The organism is Mesorhizobium sp. CNPSo 4661, assembly GCF_057784215.1.
This window is the reverse complement of record NZ_JBWGIO010000014.1, coordinates 177520-199249: the sequence shown is the minus strand read 5'-3', so window position 1 is coordinate 199249 and position 21730 is coordinate 177520. Positions and strand designations below refer to the sequence as shown.

Here is a 21730-nt window from a genome sequence, read left to right as displayed (position 1 = left end):
GAGCAAGGAGCGAAGCGACGCGCGCAGACCCTGGAATCCATGCCGCGACCTCGCGCGAAGAGCGCAGCGGAGCAGAATTCTGGACCGTAGCGGCGCCTAAACGTCACGGCATGGATCCTCGGGTCTGCGCGCGTCGCTTCGCTCCTTGCTCCGCCCGTGGATGACGACGTCGCGGAGGCTCCGGCCAATTATCAAGGTGTCCACCAGCCACACCCTAGTGCACTGCCGCATACATGATCTTCTCCTCCGTCGCCTCCGCCGGAGAGAACTCCTCGACGATACGCCCTTGCCGGCAAACCAGAATCCGGTCGGACAGGTTCATGATCTCCGGCAGGTAGGACGAGATAACGACCACGGCGAGGCCTTCGTCGGCCAAGCGGTTGATGATCTGGTGGATTTCAGCGATGGCGCCGACATCGACGCCGCGCGTCGGCTCGTCGAGGATGACGATGCGCGGCTGCTGCACCAGCCCCTTGCCGATGACCACCTTCTGCTGGTTGCCGCCGGAGAGCTCGACCACGCGGGCATTGTCGTTGATCGCCTTGATGTTGAGCGTCTTGGTCCATTCGGCCGAAAGCTGCCGCATCTCCTGCTGGTTTATCACCCAGGCCTTTTCGCGGCCGGCTGCAAGCAGGCCGCCGAACAGGTTCTCGGCGATGCCCATCGTCTCGAAGATACCCTCGCTCTTGCGGTCCTCGGTGACGTAGACGATGCCGTCTGCCACGGCCTCACTCGGCACCAGATAGCGCACCGGCCTGTCGTCGAGCTCGATCGCGCCGCCGCGCAGGAAATCGCGCTTGTAGATGCCCGAGACGATCTTGAATGTCTCGGTGCGGCCCGATCCGATCAGCCCGAACACGCCGGTGATCTGGCCCTCGAAGATCGAGAAGGAATTGTTGCGCACGATGTTGCTCATCGAGATGTCCTGCACCGAGAGCACTTTCTTGCCGGCCTTGCGCAGTTTCGTCTCGTCGCGTTGGCGGTAGATCTGCCCCGATAGCGAGCGGCCGACCATGGCGGCAACGATCTTGTCGCGGTCGAAGGCCGAGGTCTCGTCGGTGATCACCAGTTCGCCGTCGCGCAGGATGGTGATGCGGTCGGCGATCATCAGCGCCTCTTCCAGCGCATGGCTGATGAAGACGATCGACACGCCGCGCGCCTTAAGGCGGCGGATCAGCGCGAAGAAATGGCGTTTCTCCTCCGGCGTCAGCGTCGCCGTCGGCTCGTCGAAGATGATGATCTCGGCATTGTGGTGGACGGCGCGCGCGATCTCGACCATCTGCCGCTTGGCAGCACCAAGCGTCGCCACCATCGCGTTGGGATCGACCGGAAAGTTCAGCGACTGCAGGAATTGCTGCGCCGAGATGTAGGTGCCGCGCAGCCTGTTGAGGAATTTCTCGGTGCCGAGATAGAGGTTCTGCGCCACCGTCATCGACGGCACCAGGCTGGTCTCCTGGAACACCATGGCAATGCCGGCTTCCAGCGCGGCATGCGGCGAGGCGTAGGCGATCTCTTGCCCCTTGTGGAACATCTTGCCCGAAGTGGCGTCGACGACGCCGGCGATGATCTTGGTCAGCGTCGACTTGCCGGCGCCGTTCTCGCCGAGCAGCGCGTGGATCTCGCCCTTCCTCAGATCGAAGCTGACATTCTTCACCGCCGGCACGCCGCGGTAGGTTTTCGTCACGTCCTCCAGGCGCACGATCGGATCCATCAGAAGCCTCCCGGCGCAAGGTCAAGCGCCAGCACGCAATCGCCGCCCTTCGAGGCGACGAACAGGCGGTCGTCCTGTTCCGCCACGCTGCAGATGCCGTGGCGCGTGCCGTTGGCGCGGCTGTGCAGGCTGAATTGCGGCTGCATGTCCCGGTCGAGCCTGACCACGAGACCGTAGGAACGGGTGGGCGACCACGGCTTGTGGATGCCCATGGTGCGGATGCCACCGCATTGCAGCGGCTCGAGGAAGCTGCGGTTGGAGGCCAGTGCCGGCGCGATCCAGTAGGCCGGCGGCACCTGGTCGATCATGTCCTGGCGATAATGCGTTTCCTGCAGCACGAACTCGATCAGCCGGTTGCGCGGCGCAAACAGCGTCAGCCACGCGCCACCATCCGATGCCGGCGACAGCCGCGCGGGATAGCCGGGTAGATGCGTCAGCGGCGTGCCGCGGTTGCCGGTCGCGCCGAAGCGAACCAGTTGATGGCGCCAGCTCTCGCTGACCACCACATCCGCGCCGGTGGGATATAGTCCGTAAGGGAAAGCGATGTCGCCGGCCACTTTACGAAAATCTCCGCCCGCCGCTCGCGACCAAAGCGAGCCAGATGCGCCCTTCTTCATCAGGTCGGCCGCCCATTGCGACGGCAGGTGCTGTGCCGAACCATTGGCCAGCCACAGCGTGCCATCATCCGCATAGGCAAGCGCCGTGATGCAGCGGATCTCCGCAGGCAACGAGACCTCCTTGCCGGCAATCAGCAGCTTGCCGCTTTCCAGCCCGACCGTCAGGTCGCCCGATGGCGACAGCGCCAGCGCGGAGACGGGGGATTGAAAGGTCTCGATCCCCACGGGTTCGAAACCGGCCGTAACCGCCAGGATGGCATTGCCGCTGGAGACAAGCAGACGCCCGTCGGCCGCCAAAAGATTGTCCGGTTCGGTCAGTTCGGCGAAGGCCGGCAGGTCGTCGAGCCGCGTGTTGGGACGGAAGGCGCCGTCGAGCGGGGGGATGGTGACCGCCTTGCCACGAAACACATCCAGGATCGGATCGAGGATCATCGCTTTGCTCCCCAATAGGAAGCGGGGCTTGTCCAGTTCGGGTTCGCGCCGGCGATCTTGTAGCGCCCGATGCGGTTGTTGAGGATGCCGCCGACGAACAGATAGCCCTTGTGCTCGCGCATCGAGGTCACCATCGGATGCGCGTTGCCTGAAAGATCGCCGAGCGTCTCGACGATGCCGCCCTTCTCGTTGAACTTCACCACGCCGCCGGTGTTGATGTTGGGGAACAGCCATTCGTCCTGCGGCAGGCGCCGCGTCATGCGCTTGCGCATGTCGGGGTGGCGCAGCGACAGGTCGAAGCTCGGCGTGCGCATGCCGAGCCATGCCATCCAGTAATTGCCGTCGGAAGCCCGGTTGATGTTGTCGGGATAGCCCGGCATGTCGCGGATGACGCATTCGGCGGTGCCCGCCTTCGGCCCTTCCAGCCAGTAGCGGTGCACGCGGCAGGCCCAGCTTTCGGCGAAGAACAGCGACTTGCCGTCATGTGCCATGCACACGCCGTTGGTGTAGCGATAACCGTCGAGCAGCGTCTTGGTCGACCCGTCCTTCGGGTCATAGACCAACAGGCGGCCCGTGGCGCGGTTCTCGATCGAGTCCAGCGCCCAATCGTGGGCGTCATAGCGCTTCGTCGAATCCGTGAAATAGATGCGGCCGTCGGGCGCGATGTCGCAATCGTTGGGATCGCGCAGCCGCGCATCGTCGACGATCGAGGTCCACGAGCGCGCCGTCTCCGCCGACAGGCGCTTCACATCCCGCTCCGGCGAGACCGAATAGAGCCCCATGGCGCCGACGCAGCTGATCAGATTGCCTTGCCTGTCGAAGGCCAGGCCCAGCGGAAAGCCGCCGATATGGGCAAAGACCTCGGAACGCTTGTAGTCAGGCGCGAAGAAGCGGACGATCTCGCCATGGCGCGTGCCGCAGTAGAGGTGGTCGTCGCGGTCGAGGATGACGTCCTCCGGGCCCTCCAGCTCGCCGAGCCCGATATGGTCCGCCGCCGACAGCCGGTTGTCGAGCTCGTAGGATGTGCCGGAGCCGGGCGCGGCTGATTGCGTCTCGCCCATCTTGAGGTAGACCGGCGCGACATAGACCTCGTTCAGCACCTTGTGGCGGTTCTTCAGCCAGCGGATATCGATGGTGACGGCGACGGCCAAAAGGATGCCGAGCACCATCTGGTTGGTGCCGGTGCCGTAGCCCAGCCGGATCAGGCCGTTGGTCATGGTGAGCACGATGATGGCGCCCATCAGGCCCTTGACCACCGAGCCGCGTCCGCCGCCCAGGCTGACGCCGCCGACCACCGCCGCCGTCAGCGCCATGATCTCGAGGTTGAGGCCGGTGCCCGGCCCCGCACCGCTCAACCGGCAGGCGATGAGGAAGCCGCCGATCGAGGCGCAGAAACCGGAAAAGACATAGGTCATGAACACGGTGCGGCGCACGCGGATGCCGGCATTGTGCGCCGAGCGCCGGGAGCCACCCACCGCCAGCACATGCCAGCCGGGGCGCGATCGCGTCAGCGCGACATGCGTGACGATGGCCAGGATGATCGCCAACCAGACCGAGACCGACAGCCCCCAGAACGTGCCGTCGCCTATGAAGTCGAGCACATCGGAGGAAGCCTGCGAAAGCTGCACGTCGGCGGCATAGGTGGTGACGAGGATGTCGAACAGCGCCCGCCCGAAGATGAAGGTGACCAGCGTGGTGAGGAAGGCGCGCAGCCTCAGATATCCGACCAGGTAGCCGTTGATGGCGCCGAAGACGAGCCCCGTGCAAAGTGCGGCGGCCAGGGCCAGCCAGATCGACTGCTCGAGGATGAAGAAGACGTAGACGGCGGAAAAACAGGACAGCGCGAAGATCGAGCCGACCGAAAGATCGATGCCGCCGCCCAGCATCACCACGGTCATGCCTATCACCACCAGTGAGAACTCGCCGAGCTGGCGGGTCGATTCCTGCAACGAGGTGAGCTTGAAGAAGCCCGGAATGATCGAGCCGAACACGCCGAGCGTCGCCACCAGCGCCAGGAAAGGTATGGCGTTGTCGGTCCAGCGCTTGGTCAGGATCTCGCCGACCAGATGGTCGGGCACGAGATTGTAGCGCCAGGCCTGGAGGCGTTCACGAAAATTCATCGGCTGCTGCTGTCATTCAACGGGAAAAGAACGGGCAACGGGAAAAGAGGTGGCCGGACCGATCCGGCCACCTCGTGGGATGCTCTCGGGCGGCGGCTTATTTCGCCGCCGCTTCGGCCTGCAGCGCCTTCAAGTCCCAGCAGCTGTCGGGCTTGAGGTCGGCCTTGGTCGTCGCCTTCTCCAGCGTGTAGATGTAGCTGTGCGAGGTGCCGGCAGGCTGACCGCTCTGCAGCAGGAACTTGATGATGGCGTTCATGTCGCCCGACTGGCGGGCAAGATCGGTCATCACCACGGCGCCATAGGTGCCGTCCACGAGCTTGTCGCAGTCAGCCGCCTTTTCGCCGCCGCCGGTGGTGACCAGGAACACCTTGCCGTCGAGCTTGGCGTCGCGGATCGCGGCTGAGGCGCCGGTGGCGTCGCCGTCCCAGAAGTCGATGATCGAGCAGATGTCCGGGTGCTGCTGCAGCATCGTCGTCGTCACGTTGCGCGAGGTCGTCGCGTCCCAGTTCGAGTCCGGCTTTGCCACCACCTGGAAGTCGGGATGCTTCTCCAGCACTTTCATGATGCCGGCATACTGGTAGAGGCTCGACGAGTTCGCCTGGTCGCCCTGCACCAGCCCGATCTTCTTCGACGAATTCTCGCCGCAGCCCTTGATCGCCGCTTCGGCTTCGAGCTGGCCGAGCTTGTCCCAGTCGCTGCCGACGAAGGCGTCGGCCGGGAAGTTGGCCGGATTGTCGACCAGCAGCACATAGGTGCCGGCGGCCTGCGCCTTCTTCATCAGCTTCGAATAGGAGTTGAGGTCGGGCGCATGGATGATGAGCACGTCGGGCCGCGTGTCGGAAGCGATGGCGTCGGTGATCGCCTGCGCGCCGGCGTCGACCACCCAGTTCGGATCGCGCGTCTCGAACGTGCCGCCCCAGGCCTCGACTTCCTTCTTCAGATAATGCGCCCAGCCCTGCGCCAGGTCGAAGCCCATCGCCAGCGGCACCAGCATGACGCGCTTGCCGTTGAGCGACTTGGCATAGGCGGCGGGGCCCGGATCGTCGGCGGCGAAGCTCGGCGCCACGAAGGCGGTGACGGCAAGCGCCGTGGCAGCGGCTATCAATGTTCTGAACAGTCTCATGTCATATCCCTCTGGTTTCGATTGCTGCCGGCCAATCGTCGCGATCGCTCCGGGTACCCCTGAGCATATGGGCTAGTCCATCTGCTCTAAATGTCGCCTTGTTGCGCCGTCTGCTCGTCGCGCGGATTGATGATGCCGTCGACGATGATGGCCCCGAGCAGGATCGCCGCCTTGATCAGGTTCTGGTAGAGCAGCGGAATATCGATGATGGTCATGGCGTTGAGCAGGATGCCGATCAGCGCCGCCCCTACCAGCACGTTGCGCACCCCGCCCCTGCCGCCCGACAGGCCGATGCCGCCGATCACCGCCACCAGCACGATGTCGTAGAGCAGCGTCGAATTGACGATGCGGGTGTTGATCGAATGCAGGCTGGCCGCCGTCAGCAGGCCGGCGATCAGGGCCACGAAAGCCGACAGCACGTAGCGCAGCACAAGCATTGGCCGCACCGGAACGCCGATGTTGCGGGCGGCGACCGGATTGTCACCGGCGAAATAGATGAAGCGGCCCCATTTGGTGTAGCGCAGGAACAGGAAGACCAGGAAGGCCAGCCCGGCGAAGACGAACACCTCGACCGGAATATCGAGGAAGCGGACGCCGCCGAGCAACTCGACCCAGTGCCCCCCGGGCACCGGCACGGCATCCTGCGTGATCAGCTGCGAGCGCACATAGCCGAACACGAAGGAGCCGGTGGCCAACGTCACGAAGATCGCCGGCACGTCGGCATAGGCGACGAGAAAGCCGTTGAGCAGGCCGATGGCTAAAACGCCCGCCAGCACGTAGACGAAGGCGAGCCCGTCCGAGGTTCCGGTGTTGAGCAGTTGCAGGTACCAGGCGACCGACATCGCCATGATCGCCACCGCCGACAGGTCGATGCCGCGGCCGATGATGACGACCGCCATGCCAAGCGCCAGGATGCCGAGCACGGAGACCGAGCGGACGATGGCCACCAGATTGTCAGCGGTCAGGAACCCGGGCAGGCCCAGCGCGGCGGCGGCGAACAGCAGGATGGCGATGGCAAAGACGATGCCCTCCTGATTAAGGTGCCTCCAGTTCGGCCAGCCGATCCCATTCATCGCTAGTGTCTTTCGCCCCGACGGCAAGGCCGTGCCGGCCCCCATCCCGCACGAAAGCTAATCGGCTCGACAGTGGCTCGTCAAATGAATCCGCGTTCAATAACCGCGCCTCTCCGACTATTTTCCAAGTGGACGCATCGATTGCCGAAACTGGCGCAATAGCCGGAAACTCCTGTGCTTTTGGCAATCCGTTGCCCCCGATCGCTCGGCTGGCGGAAGAGACTGTTCGATGGCAGCTGGGCCGACGCAATTTAAGTCCGCGAAATGCGGCCGGCGCGACCTCAATTGTTCGTCGAATGGCCAGAAACCTCGGCTCCGGCATTGGCCGGCAGGACCAGGAAGCGCATCGCCGCCGCGAGACCGAGCAGGCCGATCGCGATAAAGGTGATTCTGAAATCGACGAGGTCGGGCACGGCTTCGTGCCTGACGATCTGCGACAAATTGAGGATCGCCGCCGCGATCGCCACGCCGAACAGCATCGCCATCTGCTGCAGCATGCTGGAGAGCGTCGCGGCCGAGCTTCGCTGCGGCGCGCCGATATCGGCGAAGGCAAGCGTGTTCAGCGCGGTGAATTGCATCGAGCGCGTGAGACCGGCGACCAGCATCAGCGCGACGGTCAGCGGCAGCGGCGTCTGCGGCGAGATCGCGCCGCAAGCCATGATCGCCAGCGATGCGATCGCCCCGTTCACCACCATCACTGTGCGGAAGCCGAAGCGCCTGAGCGTCGGCGTGGTCACGGTCTTCATGCCGAGATTGCCGAGGAAATAGGCCAGCACCAACAGGCCGGCATCGACTGGACGCAGGCCGAAGCCGACCTGGAACAGCAGCGGCAGCAGGAAGGGCGTGGCGTTGATCGCGACGCGGAAGACCGTACCCGCGGCAAGCGTCGAGATCGCGAAGGTCAGTATCTTGAAGGCCGAAAGGTCGAGCAGCGGATGCCGGACCTGCAAGAGGTGGCGCACGGCGAGCCAGCCGATCACGATGCCGATGGCGATGGAGCCTATCGTCGGCAGCAAGCCGTCCTCGGGATGCGCCAGGCGTTCAAGCCCGTAAAGCATCACCGCAAGGCCGAGCGAGGTGAGGAAAAAGCCCGGCCAATCGAATGGTTTCGCCTCGGATTCACGATCGCCCGGCACGAAGCGGGCGACCAGCGCAAATCCGGCCAGCCCCAGCGGAACGTTGATGAAGAAGTTCCAGTGCCAGGAGAGATAGGTGGTGATGAAGCCGCCGAGCACCGGCCCGACCACCGGCGCGAACAGGGCCGGCCAAGTGATCAGCGCCGTGGCGTTGAGCAGCTCCGACTTTTCGGCATTGCGCAGCACCAGGATGCGGCCTACCGGCGTCATCAGCGCGCTGCCAAGGCCCTGCACGATGCGGGCGGCGACGAACTCAGTCAGGCTCTGCGAAAAGCCGCAGACGATCGAGGCCAGCGTGAACAGCGCAATCGCGACGAGGAAGATGTTGCGCGCGCCGAACCGGTCGGCAAGCCAGGCCGACAGCGGCACGAACACCGCCATGGTCAGCATGTAGGCGGTGATGCCGATGCTCATCGCCACCGCCGGCACGCCGAAGGACTGCCCCATCTGCGGCAGCGACGTCGAGATGATCGTCGAGTCCAGCAGTTGCATGAAGAAGGCGACCGCCACGATCAGCGCGACGCGCCGGGACTGCCTTGCAGAATCTATCGGCCGGGACACGGCCTCGTTGTCGGGAATGCTGGTCATGACGCGCTGGTTGAACAGCATAAGCCCGGTCCCGTCCAGAGCTTATCCAACAAACTTCCGTGTCGCCGTTTCGCCTGTTATGGATGAGCCCGGGGGTGGCCGAGGAAACCGCATGAAGCCTATCTATATCGACTACCTCAATGCTCTCGACATCGAAGCTTTGGCCATGACCGACGCCGAGATCATCGGCGCCGTCGAAACCGGGCTCGTCGCGCAGGGTAAGGGCCAGACGGTGATCGAGCCGCGCGTCCATCTCGAGCCCGACCCGTCCTTTCATGGCCACTTCAACGTGCTGCGCGGCTATGTGGCGCCGCTCGATGCCGCCGGCGTGAAGATCGTCGGCGATTATGTCGACAATTATAAGCACGGCCTGCCGTCGGAATTCGGCATCCTCAATCTTTTCGATCCACGCACCGGCACGCCGCGCGCCATCCTCGACGCCACCGTCATCACCGACATGCGCACAGGCGCCGTTACCGCCATCGGCGCCCGGCATCTGGCGAAGAAGTCGTCCAAGGTGCTCGGCCACATCGGCGCGCGCGGCACCGCCTATTGGAATGTGCGCCTGCTCGATCATCTCTTCGACTTCGACGAGATCCGCGTCCATTCGCGCCGGCCGGAAAGCCGCGACGCCTTCGCCGCGAAGCTCGCCGCCGACCTCGGCAAGCCGGTCCTGGCGGTGGCCGACTGGAAAAGCTGTGTCGAAGGCGCCGATATCGTCGTCGAGGCCTCGCGGCTGCCGGAGCCGCAGCCGCTGCTCAAGACCGAATGGATCAAGCGGGGCGCGCTGGTGGTGCCCTACGGCACGATGAGCGCGGTCGAACTGTCGCTCACCGACATCATGCAGAAGATCGTCGTCGACGACTGGGGGCAGTGCAAGGGCGGCAAGTTCGGCTCGCTGCGCGCCCATGTCGAGACGGGACGGCTGAGCGAGGCGACGCTGCATGCGGAGCTCGGCCAGATCGCCGCCGGCCTCAAACCCGGCCGGCAAAGCGATGGCGAGACGATCCTGTTCTGGCATCGCGGCCTGTCGCTCTCCGATATCGCGCTCGGCAAGGCCATGCTCGCCAAGGCCGGCGAAAACGGCATCGGCCAGAGGCTGCGCTTCGCATGAGCCCGCTCGTTCTCACCGGCGCCGGCGTCAGCATCGAGGATGTGGTCGCCGCCGCGCGCAATGCCTGCAAGGTCGAGGTCACGTCCGCCGTCCTCGAAAAACTCAACAAGGCTCGCCAGGTCCTCGATGCCGCCGCGGCCGGCGGCCAGCAGATCTACGGGCTCAACAGAGGTCTTGGCGCCAATCTCGGCACCGCGGTCGAAGGCGACTCGAGCGCTTTCCAGCGCCAGTTGATCGAAGGCCGCAGCGCCGCCGTCGGCGAGGCCCTGCCGATGCCGGCGGTGCGGGCGGCGATGTTCGCCCGCGTTGCGATGCTCGCTTCCGGCGGCTCGGGCCTGTCGCCGCGCGTGTTCGCGGCGTTGGTCGAGGCGCTCAATGCCGGCGTGCATCCGGTGATGCCGTCGCTGGGCTCGATCGGCGCCGGCGACCTCCTGCTGATGACGGCGATCGCTAGGGTGCTGATCGGCGAAGGTGAAGCGGAATATCAGGGCCGCCGCATGCCTGCCGCCAAGGCTTTGATGATGGCGCGGCTCGCGCCCGTCACGCTCTCGCCGAAGGACGGCCTCTCTTTGATCAACGCCTCGGCGGTTTCCGCCGGCGCCGGAGCGCTGGCGCTGACCGATGCGCTGTCGGCGCTCGACCAGCAGCAGCAGGCCGGCGCGCTGACGATGGAAGGCATTGGCGCCAACCGCACCATCCTCGATCCGCGCCAGCATCAGGCACGCCCGGGCGCCTGCCAGCAGCTTGCTGCGAAGGCGCTGCGCGACCTGCTGGCGCGCGACGAAGCGCCGGCGCCGACCACCATCCAGGACCCGCTGTCGGTCCGCTGCATGCCTTCGATCCACGGCGCGCTGACCCAGGCGATCGACCATGCCAGGCTGGCGGTCGAGATCGAGCTCAACGCCGCCGCCGACAATCCGCTGGTGCTTGCCGAGGATGAGCTGGTCATGTCGACCGGCAACTTCCACACCGCGTCGCTGGCGCTCGCCTTCGAAACGCTTGGCCTGGCGATCGCCCAATGCGCGGCCGCGTCAGCGGCGCGCTTCATCCAGCTTACCGGCTCGACCCGCCACGGCCTGCCGAAATATCTGTCGCCGGTCGGAGGCGCTTCCGCCGGCTTCGTTCCGCTGCAGAAGTCGGTGACGGCGATCCTGGCCGCGATCCGCCACAAGGCCAATCCGGTGATGCTCGATTTCCTGCCCGTATCCGAGGGCGTCGAGGATCACGCCACGCAGACGCCGCTCGCCGTCGCCAAATGCGCGGAGATGATCGTTCTGTGGCGGCGGCTGATCGCCTTCGAGCTGATGGCCGCGGCGCAGGCCGTCGATTTGCGCGAGGGCATGGCGCTGGCACCGGCCACGGGCGCAATCCACGCGGCCGTGCGCTCGCATGTGGCGACGCTCAAGGAAGACAGGCCACTGGGCATCGATGCCGAAGCGCTTTATGCCGCCCTCGTCAGCGGAATCTGGCAATGTCCGCCGGCTGCCGGCTGAAGCTTTTCGATTCTTGGATCAGGCCTTTGCGTCGACCTTCTTCATGAACAGGGTGAGCTCGTCCGGGTCCATGTGCACGATATGCCTGTCCTCCGGATAGGCGCCGCTGTTGACGTCGGCGACATATTCGGAAAACGCCGCGATGCGCTCCTGTTGCAGCCGGTCGTATTCGGCGGCGAAGTTGCGATAGACCTTCGAGTGGCGCGGCATGTGACCGCGATTGGTGCCGAGAATATCCTCGGCGAACAGATATTGCGCGTCGCAGCCCGTGCCCGCGCCCATCGACAGCATGATCAGCGGGGTGCGCTCGGAGATTGCTTTCGCGACTTCCACCGGCACCACCTCGATCTCGGCGCCGATGGCGCCGGCGGCTTCCAGCTGCTTGACCGCCTCGAAAACCTGCATGGCGGTGTCCGCGGTCTTGCCGACCGCCTTGAAGCCGCCGGTCCAGGTCGCGCGGGAGGGAATGAGACCGACATGGCCGATAACGGGGATGGCGTCGTCGGCCATGCGCTTGATGGTGGCATAGCCGGCGCTGCAATAGACGGCGTCGGCGCCGGCCTTGTAGAGCCGGAACGACCAGCGCACGAAATCGTCGGCCGTGCCGATCTCGAAAAAGTTCTCGCCCGGCATGGTGAAGAGGCCGGGCGCGGCATCGCGGTATTGCGGATTGAGCACCAGTTCCGGCGGCACCGAGACGATATCGACCCCTGCCCGCTCGGCAGCCTCGGCCTCTTCCAGCGTCAGCACGCGCAGCATGGTCAATTGCCGCTTGCCCTTCATGGCGCGCAGATCGGCAACGGTCGGTCTCTTTCGGCTCATCGGTACATCCTGTCTGTCTGGCGGCTTTCAGCCGATATCGATCATCACCTTACCGGCCTCGACCCGGACCGGATAGGTCTTGAGGTTGACGCAGACCGGCGCGCCCTTGGCCTCGCCTGTCTTGTAGTTGAAGCGGCCATTGTGCTTGGGGCATTCGATGATGTCGTCCATTACCAGCCCGTCGGCGAGATGGGCCTTTTCATGCGTGCAGAACCCATCGGTCGCGAAGAACGCGTCGTCCGGCGAGCGATAGATCGCGAAGGTGCGGCCGCCATGGTCGAAGCGGATCACATCCTCTTCGTCCACATCGCCCACCGCGCATGCTTCGACCCACTCCGCCATCGTCCGTCTCCAGCTTGCTGCGCGACGCCTATTCGGCGGCGGCCGCCGTTATGTCGAGATCGTGGAACTCGCCGCGATAGGGCTTGGCCGTCGGCGGCAATTCGCGCTTCAGATAGTAGTCCTCGTATTTCAGCTGCCTAAGCAGCACCGGCCAGACCTCGCGATAGGCATGCCACATCGACGGGCTCGGCACCGGCAAATCGTGCTTGATCAGCTCATGCAGCTTGGGCAGCGCGTGATAGGGCACCATTGGGAACATATGATGCTCCACATGGTAGTTCATGTTCCAGTAGATGAACCGGCTGATCGGGTTCATGTAGACGGTGCGGGTGTTGAGCCTATGGTCGGTGACGTTGTCGGCGAGCCCGATATGCTGCAGCAGCCCCGTCGTCACCATGTGCCAGGTGCCGTAGAGGCGCGGCAGGCCGATCAGCACCAGCGGTATCCATGACCCAAGCGCGATCGCGACAGCGATCGTCGCGGCATACACGACCATGTGCCAGCGCGCCGCGGTCACCGCCTTGTGCTGCTCCATCTCCGGGATGTAGCTCTTCTCGTCGTCCGACAATGTGCCGAAGGCCTGGCGCACCAGCGTCGGCAGCGAATAGCGGAAGTCGAGGATGCCGGTGAAGGCCAAGCCCGCCTTGATCAGGTCCGGCGGCCGCATCACCGCGATTTCGGCGTCGCGGCCGACGATAATGGTGTCGGTGTGATGGCGCGCATGGCTCCAGCGCCACTGCACCGGATTGCGCATCAGCATGAACGAGGCGACGTGATAGACGACGTCGTTCATCCAGCGCGTGCGGAAGGCGGTGCCGTGGCCGCATTCGTGCCAGCGCGAGTCGCTCGACGAGCCGTAGAGCAGGCCATAGACGAACAGGAACGGCACGATCCACCAACTGCCCCAGAACCAGACGATTCCGGCGGCCGAGCCCAGGATCGCGACGATCCAGATGATGGTGTCGCGGATTGCCGGGCCGTCCGAGCGCTGCATCAACTCCTTCATGGTCTTGCGCGCCACGTCGGTGTGATACCATTCCGCCGAGGCCAGCCCGGTCTCGATCGCAAGCCGAGTGCTTTCGCCGACAAGACTGTAGTCGCGCTTGGTGCGGGCCATCGTCATCGCCACTCCTCGCAATCAAAGCCCGTTGGCGCGAAATTTTCCGTCGAGGAATTTCTTCGCGCGCGGGACGTCGTCTTCCGACAGATGCTCGATGATGACCGCGATGTTCGGATGCTTCTTGCTGAGCCGCTTGAGGTAGAGGTCATAGTTCAGCGCGCCGAGCCCCGGCGCCGGCAATTCGATCTCGCCGACGCCGCGGAAGGTCAGTCCCTCATGCGCGTCCGCGTCGCCGATATCGGCATGCTTCTCGGTCTTGTCGCTGCCCGCGCGCTTCACGTCCTTGGCATGCGCTATCCTGATCTTGTCAGTCAGCGTGTCGAACACCTGGTTCAGCACCTGATCCATACGGTCGATGTTATGCGCCTCGAAATAATTGGTCGGATCCATCAAGAGGCCGAGACCGGGGTGGTCGACCTGCGCGAACATTTTTACTGTCTCCTCGACTGAGCCGACGACGTTGTTAACATAGGTCTCGAGCAGGAACACCGCGCCGTGATCGTAAGCCGTCTGGGCAAGGTCCGAGATCACCTTGCGGCATTCCTCGAAGCCTTCCTCGGTCTTGTTCTTCGGGTGGTGCACCCAGTCGGACTCGGTGTTGTAGGTGCCAGTCTCCGAGATCACATAGGGCGAACCGAATTCGCGTGCGTTGCGGATGATCTCCTTGAGGTAGGCAAGCCGTTTCTCCCGCTCCGCCTTGTCCGGATGGATGATGTTGGTGTAGCCGGACAGGCAGCAGACCGGCAGGTTGTGGTCGCGGAACGTGTCGCGCACTTTCCTTGCCTTGTCCCTGGTGATCTGCCCGGCCGACAGGTCGATATCCTTGAAATGCAGGTCGAGCTGCACTGTGTTGAAATCGAGCGCGCGGATGCGCCTGGCGACCTCCTCGAGCTCGTAAGGGAAGTAGCCTGTGAAGATACCCGCCTGCATCATGAGCTGAAGTCCTCCCGGTAAGCGATTCTGTTGCCTTGCCTTCAGCCGCCTCAGTCGATGCGGATTTCGGACAGCTTAATGGTGCGGCCTTCGGCCATCGACCGGTAGCCGGCTTCGACCAGCGCCATCGTCTTGACGTTGTCGGCGACGGAGAGCGCCGGCGGCGTGCCGGTCTTCAGCGCATGCTGGAGCTGTTCCATCACGCCGATGAAGGCGTGCGGGAACCACATCGTCTCCCAACTCGGCGTCACCCATTCACCGCCCGTCGTCTCGGTCGAGGCGTAAGTCAAGGTCGAGGCGATGCCCTTCGGCCAGCCGATCGTCCCCTTGGCGACGCCCTTGGTGCCGTCGACGCGCCAGGCGATATGCTGGTCGTCCCGATAGCCTTCCTGGCGCGGGCCGGACCAGACATCTTCCAGCGACACCGCGAACACGCCCGAGGGAAAGCGCAGCGTCGAGACCGTGATGCCGTCGGAATGCTCGAACCTGGTCCGCGGGTCCTTGCGCGTCAGCGTTGTGATGTCGTCCGGATCGCCGAACAGGAAACGCAGAACGTCGAGGTGGTGCACGCTCATATTGGCGAGCGTCAGCCGGTCGTACTCGGCCAGGAACGTCTGCCAGTGCGGGATCGCGTGCATGTCGATCTCGGCAAAGACGATCTCGCCCAGCGCGCCGCTGTCGATGATCTGCTTCAGGACGCGCATCGACTGGTCGTAGCGCATGTTCTGGTTGACCGAGAGGATCTTGCCCGAGGCGGCTGCCTCGTCGCGCAGCTTAACCGCTTCTTCCACCGAGAGCGCCAGCGGCTTCTGCGCCAGGATCGCCTTGACGTGCGGCTGCTTCAGCGCATGGCGGATCAGCGCCGGCTGCTGGTCGGGCGGGAAAGCGAGATCGACGATCTCGACGCGGCCGTTCTCGATCAGCTGCTCAGGCGTATCGTGGACGGTCGCAATACCCCAGCGGGCGGCCACCTTCTTGGCATTGGCCTTCGTGCGCGACGCGATGGCCACCACGGGAAAGCCGGCTTCATGATAGGCGGCCAGATGGCATTCGGCCATGATCATGCCGGCGCCGATGCAGCCGATCCGGTAGTCCTTGACCCGGACTTCAACGTCCGGCTCGAAACCCATGCTCGCCATCCATTCCTCCGTCGAGGACTGGATATAACGCTATGGTCCGGACTTCAGCCAAGTCCCGTGCCATCATTTCCCATCAGGGTCTGATGGCGGCTCGGCCACGTCGGTCAGCTCGCCGCGATCAGCACCGTGCTGTCCGGTGACCAGCTGAGCACCACCGGCTCGCCTTCGGCCAGCCTCTCGGCCCCTGTGTTCTGGACGATCACCTTCAGCGTCTGGCCGTCACGGTCGACGAAATAGGTGCTGTTGTTGCCGGCGAAGATGCGTTTCGAGACCTGACCCTTGAGCGTGTTGGCATTGGCTGGATCGGGCTTTGCCGCGCCGGTGGAAATCCGGATGCGCTCGGGCCGGACCGCGCAGCTCGCCTTGGCGCCGGCCGGCACCGATGCGCCGGTCGAAGCCGCGATCGTTGTGCCGTCCGGCAGCTTGATCCCGGAGCCGGTCGCGTCACCGCGAAAGATGTTGGCGTCGCCGAGGAAGGTCGCTGCGAACTCGCTTTGCGGCCTGTCGTAGATCTCCTCCGGCGGGCCTTCCTGCACCAGCCTGCCGTAGCGCAATATGCCGATGCGGTCGCTCATCGTCAGCGCCTCTTCCTGGTCATGCGTGACGAAGATCGTGGTGATGCCGATCTCGCGCTGGATGCGCTTCAGCTCGATCTGCATGTCGACGCGCAGCGCCTTGTCGAGCGCGCCGAGCGGCTCGTCGAGCAGAAGCACGCGCGGCTTGGTGACGATAGCCCGCGCCAGCGCAACGCGCTGGCGCTGGCCGCCGGAGAGCTGGTGCGGCTTGCGCCCGCCAAGCTTGCCGAGCTGCACGAGGTCAAGCGCGCGCTGCACCTCCGCCGCGATCGTGGCCTTCGCCTCGCCGCGCACCGAAAGGCCAAAGGCGACATTGTCGGCGACGCACATATTGGGAAACAGCGCATAGTTCTGGAACACCATGCCGATGCGCCGCTTCTCGACCGGCACGCGCTCGACGCTTTCACCGCCGATGGCGATGCGCCCGGCATCCGGAAAGTCGAAGCCGGCGATCTGGCGCAGCAGCGTGGTCTTGCCGCTGCCGGAGGGACCGAGCAGCGCGTAGAAGCCGCCGTCGGCGAAATCGATCGACACATCATCCAGCGCCTTGTGTGCGCCGAAGCTGCGGGAGACGTTCGCGACCTGGACGCCAGCCATTACTTCTCTCCGCCGAATTTGAAGAAGCGCGCCGTGAGCAGCATCAGCGCCATCGACACGACAATGATGATGGTCGAGACCGCGTTGATCTCGGGCGTGAAGCCCTTGCGGATCGCGGCGTAGATTTCGACCGGCAGCGTCGTCTGGCCGGGCGTCGACAGGAAGTAGGAGACGACGAACTGGTCGAACGACACGGCGAAGGCAAAGAGCCCGCCGGCGATCACGCCGGGCATGATCCAGGGTAAGGTCACGCGCATGGTCACCTGCCACTGGTTGGCGCCCAGCGAGCGCGCCGCCTCCTCCAGTTCAGGCGCGAAGGTCTGCAGCCGCGCCGACACGACGACGATGACATAAGGCAGCGCCAGCGCGACATGGCCGAGCAGGATGGCGATGAGCCCGCGGCCGATGCCGACGCCGAAGAAGAAGATCAGCATCGCCGTGCCGGTGATCAGCCACGGAATGGCGATCGGCGGGAAGAGCAGCGCCTGCAGGAATTTCTTGCCGCGAAACTCATAGCGGTAGAGCGCGAGCGAGGCCATCGAACCCAGCACCGTCGAGATCAAGGTGGTGATGATTGCGATCTCGATGCTGTTCCAGGTCGCCGCGATCAGCTGCTCGTTCTGCCAGAGCGAGGCGTACCAGTCCGTCGTCCACTCGAACGGCAATTGGTAGAAGGGCGAGGCGTTGAAGGACATAGCCGCCATGATGATGATCGGCAGATAGAGGAAGCCGAGCAAAAGCACGATGTAGAAACGCCCGAGCCATTCGAGGATGCGCGTCGCCGCCATCACGCGGCTCTCCGCAGGACAGGTGCGGCCAGCGCCAGGATGATCAGCACGACCGCGAGCAGGATGAAGGAAAGTGCGGCACCCAGCGGCCAGTTGAACACCGCGACAAACTGGTCCTCGATGACGGTGCCATAGAAGGTGCCGGTGCGGCCGCCGAGGATGCGCGGCTCCATGAAGGAGCCGACGACCGGCACGAAGATCAGCGCGGCACCCGCGATCAGGCCCGGCATCGACAGCGGGATGATCACCCGCCACAGCACCTGCCGGCGCGAAGCGCCGAGCGAGCGGCCCGCCTCGATCAGCGAATCGTCGATGGCCTGCAGCGTGAGATAGCAGGTGAGAACCATGTAGGGCACATAGGAGTGCACCAGGCCGATGATGACGGCGGGATAGGAATACATGAGATCGATGTTGATCTTGAACGGCAGCACAGCGTTCAGCGCCGTGTCGAGGATGCCGCCTTCGCGCAGCACCATGGCCCAGGAGAAGATACGCACCAGCCCGTTCGACCAGAACGGCAGGATGACGAGCAGGAAGATCGCCTCGCGGCTGCGGCCCTTCAGCACCTTGGCCAGCACATAGGCCGCCGGATAACCGATGACGACGCACCACAGCGTCACCTCGAGGCCGAGCCGCAGCGATGAAAGCAGAAGCCGCGAATAGAGGCTTTGCGAGAAGAAGGCGGCGTAATTGCCAAGCGTGAACGACCACCCTTTGCCTGCCAGCGGCAGGTCGGTCATGAAGGAGAAGAAAACCATGGCCGACAGCGGCAGGAAGATCGCCACCGTCAGCCACAGATAGGCGGGAAGGAGAAGCGGCAGGGCCGGCTTCAGTCCGCGGCGCGAACCGACCGCAAGCTGGTCAGCCATTTTGCCTCTCCTCCCGAAAGACGCCTGTTACTTCACGTTGACCTTCAGCTCCTGCCACAGCGCCAGGTATTTCTCGCGCTGCTCGTCGGTGACCGGCGCCTGGAACTGGATGCGCTTGGCGACGTCCGGGCTGCCCATCACCTTGCGGTTGAAGGCGTCCTCGGGGAGAGCCTCGACCGCCTTGGTGTTGGCGGAGACCGGCGCGCCGACCTTGGTGACCCATTCGACATAGAATTTCGGATCGATCATGTAGTTGATGAAGGCCTCGGCGCCGGCGACGTTCTTGGAACCGACGGGGATCGAGAAAGCGTCGAGCCAGGCGACCGAGCCTTCCTTCGGGATGACCAGCGAGACCGGCAGCTTGAAATGCGTCTTTGCGCGGTCGGCCGAGCCGCTCCAATAGGTGCCGATGTCGATCTGGTTGGAGGCGACCATCTGGTTCCAGTCGTTCTCCGAGCTCCAGAAGGTCTTGATCTGCGGCATCAGCGAGGTGAGCTTCGCCTTGACCGCGTCCATATCCTTGATGTCGTTGATGTTCTGCCCCGATGCCAGCGCGCCGAACTGGACCGCCTCGACAGCGTCGTCGCGGATGATGACGCGGCCCTTATGCGCCGGGTCCCACATCTCGGCGATGCTCGTCGGCGGCTTGTCGAAGGATTTCTCGTTGATGGCCAGCGCCGTCAGGCCCCACACCCACGGCACGCCATAGACCTTGCCGTCATGGTTGAGCATCGGCGAGCTGGCCTTGTCCTTGGCGATATCGGCATAGTTGGAAAGTTTCGAGACATCGATCGGCTGGATCAGCTTGCCGGCCATCGCCTGGTCGTTGAAGGCGGCATTGATCATGACGACGTCGTAGAGGCCGGGATTGGTCCGGATCTTGGTCAGCATCTCCTGCTCGGAGTTGAAGAAGTCGTTGACCACCTTGAAGCCGGTCGCCTTCTCGAAATTGGCGACCGCCCATGGCTCGTCGGCGCCATAGCCTTTCCAGTTGAGCACGTGCACTTCCTCGGCGGCTTGTGCTGCCAGCGTGAAGGCGGAAACGAAGACGGCGGTAGCCGTCAGAAAAGCGGTCAGTCTGGGCATGCGCATGTTCTTTTCCTCTCATTGTTTGCCCGATTGACGGGCTTGTTAAGTTGCAGTCGCTTTCGCCTGGCCAGGCGCGGTCGTTGCTTGATCGCCATGGCTCAGGAATTCCTGGATTTCTTCGCCGGTGGGCGCCGAGGACCCGCCATGGCGGGTGACGGAAAGAGCCGCCGCCGCATTGGCATAGCGGGCCGCCTCGCAGGACGACATGCCGCGCGCCAAGGCGCTGACGAAGGCCCCGATATGCGTGTCGCCGGCACCATTGGTGTCGACCGCCTCCACCTTGAACCCCGGCACCGTACGGGTGCCGCCGTCGGCCATGCGCACCAGGCAGCCATGCGCGCCGGCACGGATGACGACGCCTTCGGCTCTGGGGCAATGCTCGGTGAGCAACCGGATGGCGACGGTCTGGGCATCGCCGGCGCCGGCAATCTCCGCGGCCTCGTTGGTGTTGCAGCTCAGCCAGGTCGTGCGCGCCAGCACCCTGTCCAGGATCGGCCGCGGAATATCGGCGATCACCGGAGTCGGATCGAAGACGAAGGGAATGCCGGCAGACAGCGCCTCGATCCAGTCGGTGAGCGCGTCGCGGCTGCCGGGATAGCTCAGCGTATAGCCCGACGTGAAAACCCAATCGCCCGGAACGGCTTGGACCGGCTTCATCATGTCGAGCGTCAACCGGCTCTCGGCGCCCGGCCAGGAGACGAAGGTGCGTTCGGCGTCGCGGCTGATCATGGCGACGCAATTGCCGCTGTCCATGAAAGGCGACGGCGGCGTCAGCGTCTCGATGCCTTCAGCCGCGAAGGCGGCACGCAGGAAATCGCCGTCCGGCCCGGTGCCGAGTTGGCCGCCGAACACCACCTTCATGCCGGTGCGGCTTGCCGCGACCATCATGTTGAAGCCGCCGCCGGCGACCCGCGCATAGCTCGTCGCGGTTTTTTCCGTGCCCGGCGCCGGCAAGGCGTCGATGCGGTAGACATAGTCGACCACCGCGCTGCCGACATGGACGAGCCGTGCGCTCACGCCGCGTCCTCCTTGCCTGGACCGGTCTTGGCCGTCCGCGCCGCGACCAGATCCTCGGCCAGCGCGCGGACATCCGCGATGTCGATGCCATGCAGTTGGGCGATGCGATCCCGCGGCAGCTTCGACAGGCCGGAGCAGGCGCCGGCCATGCCGGCGGCAATCGCCCCGATCGTGTCGGTGTCGCCGCCGAGATTGGCCGCGATCACGGCGGCCCGCCATGCATCGCCCTGCGCGACCTCCAGCACCGCGAATGCCGCCGGCACAGATTCCTGGCTGGCGACGCCCGTGCCGATCAGGTCGACGATCAGCTTGATTGCTTCCTTCTCCGCCTTGCCCCGAACGAGCGCCTGCGCCCAGAAAATGCGCGCGGCGATATCACCGCCGGTGACCCAATGGCCGAGCGCAGCACCAAGTCTCGCGGCTGCGACCGCATGGCCGGAAGCGGCGCGCCAGTCGCCACCCGAGACACCGAGGCTGACAGCTGCGGCGACTGCCACGGCCGAGGCAATGGCGATCGAGGTATTGTGCGTGGCCCGGCACGTTTCCGCGACTTTGGCGACCAGGGCATCGAGCGGCTCCGGCGGCATCATGATGCCGACCGGCGCGATGCGCATTGCCGCGCCATTGGTGTCGCCGCTGCGTCCAGCCTCCTCGGCCGGCACGCCGCTGTTGATGGCGTCGATGGCGCGCTTGGTCGACGGTCCGAGCAGGTCGTAGCTGCCGCGAGCCTTGACGTCGCGCTCCCAGTCGAGCAGCGCGTTGACCCAGCGCGCATGGTCGAAACGCTCGCCGGACTCGACCAGGATGCGGCCAAGCAGCAGCGCTTGCTCGGTGTCGTCGGTGATCGCGCCGGCCGGCAGTCCTTTCGACACCGGGTGGTCGGCGGCGGGCGCGACGAAATCCTCGACATGGCCGTAGACCTCTGCGATGCGGGCCGGCGACAGAAGCTGCGTCGGCATGCCCAGCGCATCGCCCAGCGCCCCGCCGATCAACGCGCCCATGGCCCGATCGATCAAGGCAGCGTCCGCCATG

The 21730-nt window shown here is 64.8% G+C and carries 19 protein-coding genes; 2 read left to right on the top strand and 17 right to left on the bottom strand.

All coding sequences use genetic code 11. The features are described from left to right. Window positions 1-214 precede the first annotated feature (214 nt). The 6 genes from AC0YKC_RS22285 to AC0YKC_RS22260 all read right to left on the bottom strand — a co-directional run bounded on the left by AC0YKC_RS22285 (window position 215) and on the right by AC0YKC_RS22260 (window position 8800). Entirely contained in the window at window positions 215-1711 is a 1497-nt protein-coding gene (locus tag AC0YKC_RS22285; protein ID WP_488512574.1) for a sugar ABC transporter ATP-binding protein, read from the bottom strand. Beyond that, window positions 1711-2760 carry an SMP-30/gluconolactonase/LRE family protein gene (locus AC0YKC_RS22280; protein WP_488512573.1) on the bottom strand — a complete coding sequence of 350 codons (1050 nt, stop codon included), beginning with the start codon at window positions 2758-2760 and terminating at the stop codon, window positions 1711-1713. The genes AC0YKC_RS22285 and AC0YKC_RS22280 overlap by 1 nt, the downstream gene beginning before the upstream one ends. Next, window positions 2757-4880 (bottom strand): ABC transporter permease, encoded by a 2124-nt coding sequence (locus AC0YKC_RS22275; RefSeq protein ID WP_488512572.1) that lies wholly within the window; start codon window positions 4878-4880, stop codon window positions 2757-2759. The genes AC0YKC_RS22280 and AC0YKC_RS22275 overlap by 4 nt, the downstream gene beginning before the upstream one ends. A 97-nt stretch (window positions 4881-4977) precedes the next feature. Continuing rightward, on the bottom strand, window positions 4978-6003 hold the full coding sequence (locus tag AC0YKC_RS22270) for a sugar ABC transporter substrate-binding protein (RefSeq protein WP_488512571.1): 1026 nt from the start codon (window positions 6001-6003) through the stop codon (window positions 4978-4980). A gap of 86 nt (window positions 6004-6089) precedes the next feature. Further along, a complete protein-coding gene (locus tag AC0YKC_RS22265) occupies window positions 6090-7076 on the bottom strand; it encodes an ABC transporter permease (protein WP_320297070.1) in 987 nt (328 codons plus the stop codon). A gap of 281 nt (window positions 7077-7357) precedes the next feature. Then, window positions 7358-8800: a DHA2 family efflux MFS transporter permease subunit gene (locus AC0YKC_RS22260; protein ID WP_488512606.1), complete on the bottom strand. Its 1443-nt coding sequence runs from the start codon at window positions 8798-8800 to the stop codon at window positions 7358-7360. A 112-nt stretch (window positions 8801-8912) separates the two neighbouring features. Here AC0YKC_RS22260 and AC0YKC_RS22255 point away from each other — a divergent pair, with 112 nt between their 5' ends. Both AC0YKC_RS22255 and AC0YKC_RS22250 read left to right on the top strand, forming a co-directional pair. After that, on the top strand, window positions 8913-9914 hold the full coding sequence (locus AC0YKC_RS22255) for an ornithine cyclodeaminase family protein (RefSeq protein WP_320297071.1): 1002 nt from the start codon (window positions 8913-8915) through the stop codon (window positions 9912-9914). Next, complete coding sequence (locus AC0YKC_RS22250; RefSeq protein ID WP_488512570.1) at window positions 9911-11407, top strand: HAL/PAL/TAL family ammonia-lyase; 1497 nt, start codon at window positions 9911-9913, stop codon at window positions 11405-11407. The genes AC0YKC_RS22255 and AC0YKC_RS22250 overlap by 4 nt, the downstream gene beginning before the upstream one ends. A gap of 18 nt (window positions 11408-11425) precedes the next feature. Here the strand turns inward: AC0YKC_RS22250 and AC0YKC_RS22245 are convergent, their stop codons facing one another. From AC0YKC_RS22245 to AC0YKC_RS22195, 11 genes are all read right to left on the bottom strand, one after another. Continuing rightward, the gene (locus AC0YKC_RS22245) at window positions 11426-12229 is read right to left on the bottom strand and encodes a 3-methyl-2-oxobutanoate hydroxymethyltransferase (protein WP_434723437.1); all 804 of its coding nucleotides are present in this window, start codon (window positions 12227-12229) and stop codon (window positions 11426-11428) included. Between the two features lie 27 nt (window positions 12230-12256). Then, window positions 12257-12571, bottom strand: coding sequence for a MocE family 2Fe-2S type ferredoxin (locus AC0YKC_RS22240; RefSeq protein ID WP_488512569.1), 315 nt, complete (start codon window positions 12569-12571; stop codon window positions 12257-12259). Window positions 12572-12599: 28 nt separating this feature from the next. After that, window positions 12600-13694, bottom strand: a complete 1095-nt coding sequence (locus AC0YKC_RS22235; RefSeq protein WP_488512568.1) for a fatty acid desaturase family protein — start codon at window positions 13692-13694, stop codon at window positions 12600-12602. A gap of 15 nt (window positions 13695-13709) precedes the next feature. Beyond that, a complete protein-coding gene (locus AC0YKC_RS22230) occupies window positions 13710-14624 on the bottom strand; it encodes a sugar phosphate isomerase/epimerase family protein (RefSeq protein ID WP_488512567.1) in 915 nt (304 codons plus the stop codon). 50 nt (window positions 14625-14674) lie between these two features. Then, on the bottom strand, window positions 14675-15763 hold the full coding sequence (locus AC0YKC_RS22225) for a Gfo/Idh/MocA family protein (RefSeq protein WP_488512566.1): 1089 nt from the start codon (window positions 15761-15763) through the stop codon (window positions 14675-14677). 104 nt (window positions 15764-15867) lie between these two features. After that, window positions 15868-16935 carry an ABC transporter ATP-binding protein gene (locus AC0YKC_RS22220; protein WP_488512565.1) on the bottom strand — a complete coding sequence of 356 codons (1068 nt, stop codon included), beginning with the start codon at window positions 16933-16935 and terminating at the stop codon, window positions 15868-15870. Further along, window positions 16935-17723, bottom strand: a complete 789-nt coding sequence (locus AC0YKC_RS22215) for an ABC transporter permease (RefSeq protein WP_488512564.1) — start codon at window positions 17721-17723, stop codon at window positions 16935-16937. The genes AC0YKC_RS22220 and AC0YKC_RS22215 overlap by 1 nt, the downstream gene beginning before the upstream one ends. Then, window positions 17723-18592 carry an ABC transporter permease gene (locus AC0YKC_RS22210; protein WP_488512563.1) on the bottom strand — a complete coding sequence of 290 codons (870 nt, stop codon included), beginning with the start codon at window positions 18590-18592 and terminating at the stop codon, window positions 17723-17725. Before AC0YKC_RS22210 ends, AC0YKC_RS22215 begins: the two co-directional genes overlap by 1 nt. Before the next feature lie 27 nt (window positions 18593-18619). Beyond that, complete coding sequence (locus AC0YKC_RS22205; RefSeq protein ID WP_434723443.1) at window positions 18620-19684, bottom strand: ABC transporter substrate-binding protein; 1065 nt, start codon at window positions 19682-19684, stop codon at window positions 18620-18622. Window positions 19685-19723: 39 nt separating this feature from the next. Then, window positions 19724-20698 (bottom strand): PfkB family carbohydrate kinase, encoded by a 975-nt coding sequence (locus AC0YKC_RS22200; protein ID WP_488512562.1) that lies wholly within the window; start codon window positions 20696-20698, stop codon window positions 19724-19726. Continuing rightward, window positions 20695-21729: an ADP-ribosylglycohydrolase family protein gene (locus AC0YKC_RS22195; protein WP_488512561.1), complete on the bottom strand. Its 1035-nt coding sequence runs from the start codon at window positions 21727-21729 to the stop codon at window positions 20695-20697. The genes AC0YKC_RS22200 and AC0YKC_RS22195 overlap by 4 nt, the downstream gene beginning before the upstream one ends. Window position 21730: the final 1 nt, after the last annotated feature.